Origin of the sequence: Nocardia alni (assembly GCF_019038435.1) — a bacterium.
Classification (GTDB): Bacteria; Actinomycetota; Actinomycetes; order Mycobacteriales; family Mycobacteriaceae; genus Nocardia; species Nocardia alni.
In genome coordinates this window covers 12,962-26,653 of record NZ_JAGPOX010000057.1, presented here as the reverse complement: position 1 = coordinate 26,653, position 13,692 = coordinate 12,962, and the positions used below count along the sequence as shown (strand labels likewise).

The 13,692-nt window shown below is 66.5% G+C and carries 10 protein-coding genes; 6 read left to right on the top strand and 4 right to left on the bottom strand.

Annotated features, from left to right (window positions below):
• Positions 1–11 precede the first annotated feature (11 nt).
• The 3 genes from JZ791_RS21970 to JZ791_RS21960 form a co-directional block, all read right to left on the bottom strand.
• Positions 12–1,322: a SidA/IucD/PvdA family monooxygenase gene (locus JZ791_RS21970; RefSeq protein ID WP_216897066.1), complete on the bottom strand. Its 1,311-nt coding sequence runs from the start codon at positions 1,320–1,322 to the stop codon at positions 12–14.
• A 970-nt stretch (positions 1,323–2,292) separates the two neighbouring features.
• Positions 2,293–3,504, bottom strand: coding sequence for a PucR family transcriptional regulator (locus JZ791_RS21965; RefSeq protein WP_216897065.1), 1,212 nt, complete (start codon positions 3,502–3,504; stop codon positions 2,293–2,295).
• A gap of 338 nt (positions 3,505–3,842) precedes the next feature.
• Positions 3,843–4,826: a sigma-70 family RNA polymerase sigma factor gene (locus JZ791_RS21960; RefSeq protein ID WP_308163031.1), complete on the bottom strand. Its 984-nt coding sequence runs from the start codon at positions 4,824–4,826 to the stop codon at positions 3,843–3,845.
• Positions 4,827–4,945: 119 nt separating this feature from the next.
• Between JZ791_RS21960 and JZ791_RS21955 the strand changes: the two genes are divergently transcribed.
• A complete protein-coding gene (locus JZ791_RS21955; protein WP_216897063.1) occupies positions 4,946–5,338 on the top strand; it encodes a PPOX class F420-dependent oxidoreductase in 393 nt (130 codons plus the stop codon).
• Between the two features lie 9 nt (positions 5,339–5,347).
• Here JZ791_RS21955 and JZ791_RS21950 read toward each other — a convergent pair whose 3' ends face one another.
• On the bottom strand, positions 5,348–6,847 hold the full coding sequence (locus JZ791_RS21950; RefSeq protein ID WP_216897062.1) for a PucR family transcriptional regulator: 1,500 nt from the start codon (positions 6,845–6,847) through the stop codon (positions 5,348–5,350).
• A gap of 266 nt (positions 6,848–7,113) precedes the next feature.
• Between JZ791_RS21950 and JZ791_RS21945 the strand changes: the two genes are divergently transcribed.
• The 5 genes from JZ791_RS21945 (at position 7,114) to JZ791_RS21925 (ending at position 13,682) form a co-directional block, all read left to right on the top strand.
• Positions 7,114–7,986: an FAD binding domain-containing protein gene (locus JZ791_RS21945; protein ID WP_216897061.1), complete on the top strand. Its 873-nt coding sequence runs from the start codon at positions 7,114–7,116 to the stop codon at positions 7,984–7,986.
• Entirely contained in the window at positions 7,986–8,459 is a 474-nt protein-coding gene (locus JZ791_RS21940; RefSeq protein ID WP_216897060.1) for a (2Fe-2S)-binding protein, read from the top strand. The genes JZ791_RS21945 and JZ791_RS21940 overlap by 1 nt, the downstream gene beginning before the upstream one ends.
• Positions 8,456–9,820 carry an 8-oxoguanine deaminase gene (locus tag JZ791_RS21935; RefSeq protein WP_216897059.1) on the top strand — a complete coding sequence of 455 codons (1,365 nt, stop codon included), beginning with the start codon at positions 8,456–8,458 and terminating at the stop codon, positions 9,818–9,820. The genes JZ791_RS21940 and JZ791_RS21935 overlap by 4 nt, the downstream gene beginning before the upstream one ends.
• A 1-nt stretch (position 9,821) precedes the next feature.
• The gene (locus JZ791_RS21930) at positions 9,822–12,146 is read left to right on the top strand and encodes a molybdopterin cofactor-binding domain-containing protein (protein ID WP_254206094.1); all 2,325 of its coding nucleotides are present in this window, start codon (positions 9,822–9,824) and stop codon (positions 12,144–12,146) included.
• 96 nt (positions 12,147–12,242) lie between these two features.
• Positions 12,243–13,682 carry an NCS2 family permease gene (locus JZ791_RS21925; protein WP_216897058.1) on the top strand — a complete coding sequence of 480 codons (1,440 nt, stop codon included), beginning with the start codon at positions 12,243–12,245 and terminating at the stop codon, positions 13,680–13,682.
• The last annotated feature ends 10 nt before the right edge of the window (positions 13,683–13,692 follow it).

Sequence of the window (13,692 nt, the reverse complement as noted above, 5' to 3'; positions counted from 1 at the left end):
AATACCTGTTTCTATGCGGAGGCGGAGGTTCCGGCCCGAGAGCGGTCGTGGCAATCGAGGATCGAGCGGGCGATCAGTTCGGCTCGCAGGCTCAGCAGGCTGAACGATCCCGCGTCGCCGATGCCGTGGGTGCTCTCGCACAGCCCGTTCAGATAGATCGGCGCCGTACCGGAGACCGGGCGGACGCTGTAGTCGCGCTCGACGAGCAGGTCGCCGTCGCTGTCCGAGCGCAGACAGCGATGGACACCACCGAGCAGGGGGTGGTGGTGCTCATCGTCCTGTCCGCCACCCATATCGCGGAACCCGGTCGCCAGCACGACGCGGTCGAAGACGAGCTCGTCGTGGTGACCGGTGGTGGCGTTCCGTGTCGTCAGAGTCAATGCCTCATGCGGCCCGGAGGCGACGGCGACGATCTCGGAGTCGCCATATATCAGGGTCCGGGATCTGCCGTGCAGCCTGTCTTCGTACATTTCCGCGTAGAGCCGCTCGAGGACATCCAGATCGGCCGCGGAGTAGTTGGTGGGTCTGGTGAAAAGGTCCAGCCGCCGCCGCGCGGCCTTCGACGACCGGTGGTAGTAGTCGGTGAATTGCGGAAAGTAGATCTCTTCGCTGAACGGACTGTGATCCTTCGCGCGCAACGACCACGAGCGAGTGATGATGCCGACGTCGATCGCCGGAAATCGGCGCCGGATGTCCAGTGCCAGCTCGACGGCCGACTGGCTGCCGCCGACGATGCCGATCCGGCGGTCGGTGGCCGGGTCGAACGTGCCGGCCGCCGACAGGTAATCGGTCAGATGCACGACCCGGCGCGAATCGAGTGTGCCGACGAACTCATCCGGGATGAGCGGGGTACGACCGGGGCCGAGCGAGACCTGCGGCGCGGTCAGCAGGTCGCCGTCGCTCGTGGTCACCGTGTAGAGATCCGTCTCGGGATCGAACTCGATGCCGATGACGGCCGTTCCGTAGATGACGGGCGCGCTCAGGGTTCTGCGTACCCAGGATATGTAATCCGCATACTCGATCCGCAGCGGAAATGGGGTCGGTAGATTGAGATGCTCGATCAGGCGCTGGTTTTCGAACAGGTAATTGGTGAAGGAGTATCGGCTGCGGGGGTTGCGCAGTGATACCAGATCTCGTAGTGGGTGATGTTGAATGTCGGAGCCGCCGAGCAGCATGTTCTCCTGCCATTGCGGTACGGGAGACTTTTCCACGAACACCGTTCTCAGTTCGGTGTCCGGGTCTTCCTCCAGCGCTATCGCCAACGCGATATTGGCCGGGCCGAAACCTATTCCGATCAGGTCATATTCTCTGGGATCAGTCATAATATTGATGGACCACCGTTACTTCCGATGCGATGTGATCTCATGATGTGAATCGGCTGTACCGCCCGCCGACCAGCAGACAAAATTCACTGCGCTGAAGCAGCACTCCAGACACGGCTCGAGAAGGCTTCGATCGTAGTGATTTCAGGTTCCTCGGTTGATGCATATTTCGGATAAATAAGAATTACCCGCCGGTGCTCTCTGGATGTAGACGCACCGATAAACGGGGTTTATGGGCCAATGTCGCTGAAGATGCCAACAGCATCGAGTCCTCCTATCGAGCGTCACGGCTGTGACCAGCGACGACCTCGGAGACCTTGCACTTGTTTGGCGGTACATCGGAGAGCGTACCGTCCTCTGACGGTGCATGCAAGGGGTGCTGAGGGAAATCCTCGTGCCGTGTTTTGCTGTCAGCGCCGGACGGGTTGCCGACCATCGGCACGGCAGGAGACCGTGAGCGGTGGGGGATCCGGTCTGGATGGTGAACGGTCTGCCTGCCGGGGGAGCGGGGTGAGAACTCGTGGTGTTGGGTGCTTGAAAGATGCTGTCTTTCAATACAATTAGGACATATTGCCCGGGGCTATCGGGTGCGACGAGCTTGATTGCGTCACAGATCGTAGTGGGTTACTTCGGGCAATCGCAATACCATTGCGGCTTGGGGCCGTGATTTACGTTGCAGGCCAGGCTGTTCGGCTGTCGCTCGAGATGTTTCCCGAGCTTTGCCATGCTGCGGGATCATGACGCGACAAGTGTTGAATCCGAGGGTGCCGCTAGTGCTTTCGTGCTGATGAGTGTGCTTTTGCTGATCGCCGGTGGTGCCCACCACTCTCGATGGGCGCGTTAACGAGTTCGCTGCCGTCGTGTTGCTCGTCGACTCCGCACCCTTCGCATGCGCCTTTGCTGTGGATCGGCGCGTGTCTCGCGTGGGTGATTGTCGCGAGCTGCTCGCTGTGCGATTCGTGTCGCCGGGTCAGTTGGTTGTGGCGCCGAGGCCGAGGGCGGCGAGCGCGAGGGATAGTTCGAGGTGGATGCGTGGGCCGTCCAGTGGTCGTCCGAGCAGGGTGGAGATGCGGGCCAGGCGGTTGATGACGGTGTTGCGGTGGCAGTGCAGGCGGGGGGCGGCGTTGGCGGCGGAGCAGTTTTCGGCCAGCCAGATCGCGAGGGTGTGCAGCAGGGTGTCGCGGTCTCGGGCGGGGAGGTCCAGGACGGGGCCGAGGGTGTGGGTGAGCAGGAGGTCGGTGAGGTCGGGGGAGCGGACCAGGAGGGCCTCGGGGTAGCGGTCGTCCAGGGAGACCAGGCCGGTGGCGTCGGCGGGCAGGGTTTGCAGGGCGATCAGGGCCAGGGCGTGCGCCGAATCCACGTGTGCCAGATCGGGAACGGCGGGGGAGACGCCGGCGCGGCCGCGGACCTGTGGGCGAAGTTGTTGCAGGACAACGTCTTCGGTGCGGTGTTCCAGGGCGACCAGGCCGATGGTGGTGTCGACCCGGTCGTGCCAGACCGAGCGGACGCCCGAGGCGGAAAGAGCGGTGTCCACGCCGGCGTGCAGTGGGCGTCCGTTGGCCCGGGCCGCCACGACCAGGTAGGAGCCCTGCGCGGGGAGGTTCAGTTCGCGGGCGGCGCGGGCTGCGAAGGCGGCGTCGTGGGCGCGCCCGGCCAGGAGGTCCTCGATGAGGGCGTGGCGGCGGCGTTCGTCGCGGCGGACCTGGTCGAGTTCGGTGTTGCGGTAGGAGGTGACCAGCGCGGAGGACAACCCGTCGATCACGGTCCACATGGCGGTTCCGGCCTGCCGAATCTCCTGCGGCCCAACACTATCGGCCTCTTCGGTCAGATCCGCCTTGTCCAGCAACGCTTCCCACACGATGCCGCCGCCGAGCCGGAAGGTACGCAGCATCGCCTCGAGCGGCACGCCCTGTTCGGCGCGGTGCTTGCCGATGGCCGCGGCCACATCGTCGTGCTCGGGATCGGTGCTGGTACCGCTCAGCAGATCCAGGATCCGCGTCAGATACCGCCGGCATCCGTCGCGCAGATCCGCGCGCGGCACCGAGGTGTAGTCGGTCCACTCCGGGTTGTCGGTGAAGATCGCCGCCAGCAGCCGACGCGTCATCGCCGTGACATCGGCCCGGCACGCCTGCGCCAGGGTGCGCGTGCCGGGCGTCGACAGGGTGGGGTGCGGCGCCGCCATGAACGACACGCTACCGGTGTGCCGGGCGGGCCGAATCTCGGTGTCCGCAGCCTGGCGGCACTTGGGCGGATCGCGTCCGCCCTGCCGGTGCGTTGTGCGTTCGACGCAGGAATCGGTCGCCGAGCAACTCGGCTGCATCTCGCCGCTCGGTGGATAACCGCCGGGGATCTTGGTCCGCCGGCGCGATCGGCTCGTCATCAGCGACCCGGCGCTCCAACCGGCTCGTCGTGCTGTCCGGTCGCCGCTACCGGGTCGGCGTGACCGCTCGCGACAAGCGAGCGGGCGCGCGACCACAGAGAGTAGCTGGTGTCTCGTCGGCGGCGGTCGGCCCGTGCACTTCAGCGCGGGGGTGGGGCGTCGCCGAAGCCGCAGCGGCGCACCAGTTCCGGATCGCCGAACACCGAGATGCAGGTGATCGCATCGGGTGTCGTGGACAGTACCGCGACTCCGTAAGGGATGTGGACACCGTTCGCATCGCGGTGATAGGCGGCGGCGGCCGGTTGGCCGTTGACCGAGGTCGGCAGCATCAGCCAGTCGCCGGGTTCGCCGACTGCCTGCTCCGCCAGGAACACCGCACAGATTCGCTTGCCGGAGAACCAGGTTCGCGACGGTGGCATCTCGATGACGGCGTCGCGATGAAGGATCCGCTCCAGTGCCGCGGCGTCCGAGTTCTCGAACGCGGCGATGTACTCCGCAAGCAGGGCGTGCGCCTCGGTGGTCGTCGGCCGGGCCGGACCCCGGGCGGTCGTAGCGAGTTCGTCCAGATGTGCGCGGGCGCGCTGCAGCGTGCTCTTCACCGCGGCGGTACTGGTGTCGAGCAGATCGGCCACCTCCGGGGCCGAGAAGTTCAGCACGTCGCGCAGCAGCAGGACCGCGCGCTGGCGGCCGGACAGGTGCTGTAGTGCGGCGATCAGCGCCAGGCGCAGGCTGTCTCGGGTGGCGGCGACCGCCGCGGGATCGTCGGATTCGGAGGTGATCAGCGAATCCGGCAGCGGGCCCAGCCATTCGACGTCGCCATCCGTGTCCGTGCTTACGGCATAAGGGTTTTCACTCGCCGCGTCCAGGCCGGACGGCAGCACCCGCCGACCGCGTCGCCGCAAAGCGGTGAGGCAGGCGTTGGTGGCGATCCGGTAGAGCCAGGTTCGCATCGAGGACCGTTCCTCGAACCCGTCGTAGGAACGCCAGGCGCGCAGGTAGGTCTCCTGGACCAGATCCTCGGCGTCGTCGAGGGAGCCGAGCATGCGGTAGCAGTGCGCGAGCAATTCACGCCGGTACTGCTCGGTGCGCCCGGTGAAGTCGGTCTGCGATGGTTCGCTCTGCACGGCGGGACTGTAACTCGAGTGGCGAGGTCCTCGGCGGCGATATCGGGCGGACCCGATTCCTTTCCCGGACGGTGCTGGTCTACCCCAACGTAGGCGAACACAAGGAAAGGACCACATCCATGACCACGCAGCTTGCCGGCCTGGTACACGAGCTGATCGACGGCCCGCACCACGCGATTCTCTCGACCGTCGGCCCCGACGGACGTCCGCAATCGTCGGTGATCTTCGTCAAGGACGAGGGTGACACCTTCGCGTTCAGCACCATCAAGGGCCGGGTGAAAACCCGCAACATGACGCGTGACCCCCGGGTGAGCCTCGTGGTGGCGAGCACGTCGGACGGACGGTACGTCGAGATCCGGGGCCATGTGCAGATCACCGACGATCCGCGGAACACACTCGGGCAGGAGATGTACGACCGGTACATGGGCGGTGCGTCCCACCCGGACGAACCGGGTGCCGAACGGCTGATCGTCCGTGTCGTCCCGGACAAGTTCACCACATTCGTGCCGTGACGGGCCGGATCAGGTCAGCGCCAAGGCCAGGAAGAAGTCGACCCGATCCTCCAGCCGGGACAGATCGCGCCCGGTCAGCTCCTCGATCCGGGCGACCCGGTACCGCAGTGTGTTCACGTGCACGTGCAGTAGCTCCGCGCTGCGGGTCCAGGAGCCGTTGGTCTGCAGGAACACCTTCAGGGTGTGCACCAGATCCGCGCCGTTGTCCTGGTCGTAGCTGACCAGCGGGTCCAGCAGGCGCAGCCGGAACATGCGGCGGACCTCGTCGGGCACGCTGGCCAGCAGCATCATGTGGGTGGCGAGTTCGTCGTGGCCGACCACGCTCGCCGCACGGCCGCGTCCGGCGGCCATGCGGCGGGCGTAGCGGGCCTCCTCGACCGCGCCGCGCAGGCCCTCGCCGTCCACGATGCCGCTGACCCCGACCGACAGGCGGCTGCCGGCCAGCCCGGGTTCGAGGGTGTCCAGTGCGTGACCGATCGTCTCCAGGGCCGAAGGGTTCGCCGGGATGAGCGCGATCGCCTCGCCGTCCACCACACCCGCCGCCGGGCTGGAGCCGTAAAGGATTTCGCGCAACAGGGCACGTAATTCCCTGGGCCGCAACCCATCCTCCGCGGCCGCGGCCACGGCGATGTAGCTGTCGGTGACACCGAGTCCGGTCAGCTCGAGACGCGAAATGATATCCGCCGGTTTGGCATCCGACACGATCAGCTGGATCAGCTCCTCGGCCAAGCGGCCCTCGGCACTCTGCCGGTCGTCATGGCGCACGCGTTCCAGCGAGACGATCGCGGCCAGTTCCCCGGCCAGCGCGCGTCGCTCCTCGGGCCAGTCCGAACAGTCCGAGTCGAAGACCAGCAGCCAGTCCGCGGCGCGTGAGGTGCCGAACTCGTCGACGGCGAACAGCGAATACGGTCGCTGCTCGGTGCGGATCACGCAGGGCAGCCGCCGTGCGGACAGGAATGTGGTGACAGTCTGTGCCGGTGGCGGGGTCTGCGGTCCGTCCACGACCCGGCCGGTCGTGGTCATCACCCAGCAGCGCATATCCAGATCGCGTTCGATCAGCTCGAGCACCGAGCCGAGGCCGGTCCCGGCCACCAGCTGGCGGTGCCGGTCCAGGATCGAGGTCAGATCCGCGGCCCGTCCGGTGGACAACAGCCGGGTGATCCGCTCGGTGACGCTGGCGAATGCCACCTGTTCGGGCACTCGGAACAGCGGGATCCGGTATTTGTGGCAGGCCTCGATCACATCTTCGGGCGGCGCCCCGTAGCGGGCATCGCCAGTGGCCAGCGCGGCGACCTTGGCGCGGGCCAGCGCCCCGACGAAGGCGTCGCTGTCCTCGGGGCCGGAGCGCCACTGCATGCCGGTGAGCACGAGTTCACCGCCCGACAGGTACCGGCTGGGGTCCGGCAGATCCTGGGTGACCACCCAGCGCACGAAGCGGTCGAGCTCCTCTTCCCCCGTGACGAGTTCCAGTCCCAAGTCCGTCATGGCGAGCAGAGAACGTAGACGCATGATCTCGAACGCTAACAGTCTCGAAGGCGGCTTGTCCCCGAACCACGGGTAACGCGGTTGTCACATCACCTGACAGGGGTAACACGGCCGTCATGGCGATTGGAGGTAAATACAAACACCCCGCTGTGAAGCAGCGCACAGTTCGGAGTTCTGGTCGTGGCCGGGGAGGGGCACGGCCGGGTGTACTGGCTTGACACGTTTAATGCCGATGGAGGTCAGATGACGGTGCGGCGGTGCACACCTGCTCGAGCCCGGGGAGAAGTGAGATGGAATTCCTGAGACCCGGCGGTTGGGCCGAAGCGCTCGAATTGCGGGCCGCCCATCCCGGCGCCCACCCGATACAGGGTGGTACCGATGTGATGGTCGAGCTGAATTTCGACAAGGGCCGCCCGGCGGCGCTGCTGGATCTGAATCCGTGCCGCGAGTTGCAGCGCGTGGAGCGGATCGACGGGAAACTGCGCGTCGGCGCGGGGGTGCCCTATGTGAAGGTCATCCGTGAGCTGGGCCTCGAGCTGCCCGGCCTGGCGCAGGCCGCGCGCACGGTCGGCTCGCCGCAGATCCGCAATCGCGGTTCCGTGGGCGGTAATCTGGGCGCCGCGTCACCTGCGGGCGACAGCCATCCGGCATTACTGGCCGCATATGCGGAGATCGAGGTGGAATCGGCGGCGCGCGGATCCCGGATAATCCCGATCGACGATTTCTACGTCTGGGTGAAGAAGAATGCGCTCGAGGCCGATGAATTGATTCGGGCGATCTGGCTCGAACCGGCCACGGGACCGCAGTATTTCTCGAAGGTCGGCACCCGCAACGCGATGGTGATCGCGGTGTGCGCCTTCGCGGTCGCGCTGCATCCGCACACTCGCACGGCAGGCACGGGAATTGGTTCCTCCGGGCCGACTCCGCTGCGCGCCCGCCCGGCCGAGGAATTTCTCGCGCACGTCTTGCCGTGGGATGATCCCGCGCCATTGAGCGATGAGATTTTGCGCGAATTCGGGGCCCTGGTCGCGGCGTCGGCCAAACCCATCGACGATGTGCGCGGCACCGCGGACTATCGCAGACATGCCCTCTCGGTGATGGCGCGCCGCACCCTCACCTGGGCCTGGAACGATCTTGCGGCAGTGAATGGGAGGGCTGCCTGATGCGGGTGAGCTTCCAGGTCAACGGGGCGCAGGAGAGCGTCGACGACGTATGGGAGGGCGAGAGCCTGCTCTACATGCTGCGCGAGCGGATGGGGCTGCCGGGCTCCAAGAACGCCTGCGAGCAGGGTGAATGTGGTTCGTGCACAATCTATTTGGACGGTATCCCGGCATGTTCGTGCCTCGTCGCGGCGGGACAGGTGCACGGGCGATCCGTACGCACGGTGGAAGGTTTGGCGCAGGGGGACATGCTCGATCCGGTGCAGCAGGCGTTCGTCGACGCGGGTGCGGTGCAGTGTGGTTTCTGCACCCCGGGGCTGCTGGTGCAGACCCACGATCTGATCGACCGCATTCCGGACCCGTCGGATGTGGAGATCCGAGAGGCGTTGTCCGGAAACCTGTGCCGGTGCACCGGCTACGAAAAGATCCTGGACGCCGTATATCTGGCGGTTGAGCGGAAGGATGCGATCAAGTGAGCAAGACGCCCATCGGTCGGATCATCATCGAGAATGCCTATATCGCACCGGTTGTCGGTGAAGAGATCGCGAACGGTCACCTGGTGATCGAGCACGGCCGCATCGTCTCGCTGGGTGCCGGCCGCGCGCCGATATCGGGTGACCGCGCCGAGCGCATCGACGCCGCCGGCTGCCTGGTCACACCGGGCATGGTCAACACCCACCACCACCTGTACCAGTGGGCCACCCAGGGCCTGTACCAGGACGCGACGCTGTTCGAATGGCTGACCGGCCTGTACAGCACCTGGGCGCGGATCGACGCCGAGGTCACCTACGGCGCCGCCGCGGCGGGACTGGGCTGGCTCGCGCTGACCGGAACCACCACCTCCACCGACCACCACTACGTATTCCCTTCCGGCCGTGGCGATCTGTTCGAGGCCGAGGTGCGCGCGGCGGCCGAGCTGGGCATCCGGTTCCATCCGTGCCGCGGCTCGATGGACCGCGGGCAGTCCGACGGCGGTCTGCCGCCGGACGAGGTGGTGGAGCGGACCGACGAGATCCTGGCCAACACCGCCGAGACGATCGACAAGTACCACGACCCGTCGTTCGATTCGATGCTGCGCGTGGCGGTAGCACCGTGCTCGCCATTCTCGGTGAGCGAGACCCTGATGCGTGAATCGGCCGTCCTGGCCCGCGACAAGGGTGTGCGCCTGCACACCCACCTCGCCGAGACCCTGGACGAGGAGCACCACTGCATCGAACAGATGGGCTGCACCCCGGTCGAATATATGGACAAGATCGGCTGGCTGGGTGACGACGTGTGGTTCGCACACGCGGTTCACCTGCACGACAAGGATATTCGGCGATTCGCCGAGACCGGCTCCGGCTCCGCGCACTGTCCAAGCTCCAACGCCCGTCTCGGCGCCGGAATAGCCCGGGTGAAGGATCTGCTGGCCGCCGGAGCTCCGGTCGGTCTCGGCGTGGACGGCACCGCCTCCTCCGAACTGACCTCGATGGCCGGAGAAATGCGCCAGGCCATGCTTTTCCAGCGCGCGGTGCACGGCCCGACCGCGCTGACCGCCCGCCAGGCGCTGGAGATCGGCACGCTCGGTGGTGCGCGAAACCTGGGCCGCCACACCGAGATCGGCAGCCTCGAACCGGGCAAGCTGGCCGATATCGCGATCTGGCGGGTGGACGGATTCCGATCGGCCATCACCGATCCGGTCTGCACGCTGGTCTTCGGACCGACCCCGCCGCTGGCGCGGCTGCTGGTGGGCGGGCGCACCGTCGTCGAGAACGACGAACTGCGCACGGTTTCCCAGGACGCGGTCGCCGCCGCGGGTGTCAACGCGCGCAAACGGCTGCTGCGAGAGGAGGTCTGAGATGGAACGCACTGCTCAGTTTCCCGCCCAGGTCGCCGCGCCCGGCCGGGACGGCATCGGCTCCAGCCCCTTGCGCCCGGACGGCATCCTGAAGGTCAAGGGCGACTTCGCCTACTCCTCGGACATGTGGATCGACGGCATGCTCTGGGGCATGACACTGCGCAGCCCGCACCCGCGGGCGCGCATACTGTCCATCGACATCACCGAGGCGGTGAAACTGCCTGGCGTCGAGGCGATCCTGACCCATGAGGACGTGCCCGGGCGCAAGGTCTATGGTCTGGACCACACCTGGGACCAGCCGGTGCTGGCCTTCGACGAGGTGCGTCATCACGGTGAGCCGGTGCTGCTGGTGGCCGCCGATCATCCCGAGACCTGCCGCCGGGCGATGGACAAGATCGTCATCGAATGGGACGTGCTCGAGCCGATCACCGATGCCGTTGCGGTGGTGGACAATCCGGACACCATGAAGGTGCAGGAACGCGGCGGTGTCGCCCGGCATCAGCCGGTGCGCGTCGGCGATCTGGAGGTCGGGCGCGCCCTCGCCGAGATCGTGGTCAGCCAGCACTACGAGGTGGGCATCCAGGACCAGGCGTTCCTGGGGCCGGAATCCGGCCTGGTCGTCCCGGGCGAGGACGGCGGCCTGGAGTTCTACGTCGCCACGCAGTGGATGCACAACGACCTGTCCCAGATCGGCCCGTGCCTGGGCCTGCCGGACGAGAAGATCCGGATGACCATGGCCGGTATCGGCGGCGCGTTCGGCGGCCGCGAGGACCTGTCCATGCAGATCCACGGCGGCATGCTGGCGCTGCGCACCGGTAAGCCGATCAAGATGGTGTACAACCGCGAGGAGTCGTTCTTCGGTCACGTGCACCGGCATCCAGCGCAGATGTGGTACGAGTACGGCGCCACCACGGCGGGCAAACTGGTCTTCGCCAAGGTGAAGATCGTGCTGGACGGCGGGGCGTACACCTCGGCCACGCTGAACGTGACGGGCAACGCCGCGTCGCTGGCCATCGGCCCGTACAAGATCCCGCACGTCGAGGTGGACGCCTACGGCGTCTACACCAACAACCCGCCGTGTGGCGCGATGCGCGGATTCGGCGGCGTGCAAGCCTGTTTCGCGCACGAGTCGATGATGGACAAGTTGGCCGACGCACTGGGCATGGATCCGATCGTGGTGCGTCAGCTCAACGTCACCGAACAGGGCGACACCCTGGTCACCGGCCAGGTACTGCACGCGCCGACCCCGCTGGTGTCGATGCTCGAGCAGATCCGGGAATTGAAACTTCCCGGGGCGCTGGATACTTCGGATATCCGGAACATGCCTGGTGCGCTGTCGCAGACCACCCACGGCGAGGGCGTGGTGCGCGGTGTCGGGTACGGCGTCGGTATCAAGAACATCTGCTTCTCCGAGGGCTACGACGATCTGTCCACCGCGCGGGTGCGGCTGGAGGTCATCGGCGGGGAGCCGGTCGCGCTGGTGCACACCGCCGCCGCCGAGGTCGGCCAGGGTCTGGTGACCGTCGAGGCGCAGATCGCGCGCACCGAACTCGGCATCGAGCGGGTGACGATCCACCCGGCGGACAACGGGGTCGGCAACTCCGGCTCGTCCTCGGCGTCGCGGCAGACGTACATGACCGGCGGTGCCGTGATGATCGCGTGCCGGGCGGTGAAGGACGCCGTGATTCTCCGGGCGCGCGCCAAGGGGTTGACCGCCGCGGCGGATCTCGTTGGCGGCAAGGTCGTTTCGAACGCCGGCGAGGTGCTCGCCGCACTCGTGGACGTGCTCGACGACGGATTGGTCGAGGAGACAAGGGAATACCACCATCACCCGACCACCGGCATGGATCCGGTGACGGGGCAGGGCAACAGCCACACTCAGCTCGCCGTGTGCGTGCACCGCGCCGTGGTCGACGTCGACGTCGAACTCGGCCTGGTGAAGGTCGTCAGCCTGGACGCGGTCCAGGACGTCGGCAAGATCATGAACCGCCTCCAGCTCGAGGGCCAGATCCACGGCGGGTCCGTGCAGGGCGTCGGCCTGGCGGTCATGGAAGAGATCCTCGTCACCGGCGGAAAGGTACGCAATCCCTCGTTCACCGACTATCTGATTCCCACCATTCTCGATGTGCCCCACCAGGAGTTGGTCATCCTCGAGAACCCCGATCCGCGTGCCCCATACGGGTTGCGTGGCGCCGGAGAGCCGCCAACGCTCTCCTCGACCCCGGCTGTCGCTTCCGCGATCCGTGACGCCATCCGGGCCGCCGGGGGCACCGGATACCTGAACCGGGTTCCGGTCCGTCCGACGGACATCATCGAAAGCTGTTGATCAACAGGGATTCACTTCTCCCACAACCGCACATCCGCACCAAAGTCCGAAAGACGGCACGGACCGCAGGTCGGCTATGCCCAAAGGAGGGCAGCCATGACCCAAGTACAGATCCGACCCACCGAGACCGAACCCGGTGGAGGTAGACCACCGCTCGAGCGCCTGTTCCGCATCAAGGAGCGGGGCAGCACCGTATCGCGCGAAGTGCGTGGCGGTATAACCACTTTCCTGGCGATGGCATACGTCATTCTGTTGGTTCCGCTGATTCTGAGCAGCGCGACCGACAGTGCGGGCGCACACCTCGACAAGGCCCAGATCACCACGGCCACAGCGTTTGCCGCGGGTCTGTCCACCATTCTCATGGGTGTGATCGGCAATGTTCCACTGTCGCTGGCCGCGGGGCTGGGCGTGGTTCCGGTGGTGGCCTATCAGGCCGCACCCCATATGACCTGGCCGGAGACCATGGGCCTGGTGGTGCTGATGGGCGTGATCATCGTGATCATGGCCGCCACTGGCCTGCGCACGATGATCATCAACGCCATACCGCTGGCGATGAAGAACGCCATCGGCGTCGGCATCGGCATGTTCATCGCGATGATCGGCCTGGTGTCGGCCGGGGTGGTGGGTCACGGATCCTCCGACGGGCCGCCGGTGACCCTCGGGGTCGGCGGGCATCTGGCCGGATGGCCGGTGGTGATCTTCGGATTCAGCCTGCTGCTCATGCTGGCCCTGTACATCCGCAAGGTGCCGGGTGCGATCCTGATCAGCATCGCGGCGTCCACGGTGCTGGCGGTCATCGTCAACTCCGTCGCCAAGATCCCCGACAAGGATTGGGGCACAGCGGTTCCCCGGCTGCCGCACAATTTCTTCGCGGCGCCGAACTTCGGGCTGATGATGCATGTCAACCCGATCGGCGGATTCCACACCGCCGGGCCGCTCACCGCCGGTGTGGTGCTGTTCACGCTGGTGCTGACAGGTTTCTTCGATGCGATGGGCACCGTGTTCGGGGTCTGCGACGAGGCGAAGCTGCTCGACGAGACCGGCAATATGCCGGGCATGGGCAAGGTGCTGACCCTGGACGGCATCGCCCAGGTGATCGGCGGCGCGTCCGGCGGCGCCGGCGCGACGGTCTACGTCGAATCGGCGACGGGTGTCGGCGAGGGCGCTCGGACCGGCCTGACCAGCCTGGTCAGTGGCGGGCTGTTCGCGATCGTCATGTTCTTCACCCCGATCGCCGGGGTCGTGCCGATCCAGGCGGCCTCGCCCGCGCTGGTGCTGGTGGGCGCGTTGATGATGACGCAGGCCCGCAAGATCGACTGGAGTGACCTCGAGGTGGCCATCCCCGCCTTCGTGACGATCGCGCTGATGCCGTTCACCTACTCGATCACCAACGGCGTGGGCGCCGGTCTGGTGGCCTACACGGTGATCAAGGCGGCACGCGGCAAGTTCCGCGAGATCCACTGGCTGGTCTGGGTCGTGAGTGCGGTGTTCGTCTGCTACTTCGGCGTGAACGCCATAGAGATGTTGTTCAGGTAAGGACGGGATG

Bases quoted from the DNA above. Each gene is read 5' to 3' on its own strand.
- JZ791_RS21970 (WP_216897066.1), bottom strand. From the start codon at position 1,322: ATGACTGATCCCAGAGAATATGACCTGATCGGAATAGGTTTCGGCCCG.
- JZ791_RS21945 (WP_216897061.1), top strand. From the start codon at position 7,114: ATGGAATTCCTGAGACCCGGCGGTTGGGCCGAAGCGCTCGAATTGCGG.
- JZ791_RS21930 (WP_254206094.1), top strand. From the start codon at position 9,822: ATGGAACGCACTGCTCAGTTTCCCGCCCAGGTCGCCGCGCCCGGCCGG.
- JZ791_RS21925 (WP_216897058.1), top strand. From the start codon at position 12,243: ATGACCCAAGTACAGATCCGACCCACCGAGACCGAACCCGGTGGAGGT.
- JZ791_RS21955 (WP_216897063.1), top strand. From the start codon at position 4,946: ATGACCACGCAGCTTGCCGGCCTGGTACACGAGCTGATCGACGGCCCG.
- JZ791_RS21940 (WP_216897060.1), top strand. From the start codon at position 7,986: ATGCGGGTGAGCTTCCAGGTCAACGGGGCGCAGGAGAGCGTCGACGAC.
- JZ791_RS21965 (WP_216897065.1), bottom strand. From the start codon at position 3,504: ATGGCGGCGCCGCACCCCACCCTGTCGACGCCCGGCACGCGCACCCTG.
- JZ791_RS21950 (WP_216897062.1), bottom strand. From the start codon at position 6,847: ATGCGTCTACGTTCTCTGCTCGCCATGACGGACTTGGGACTGGAACTC.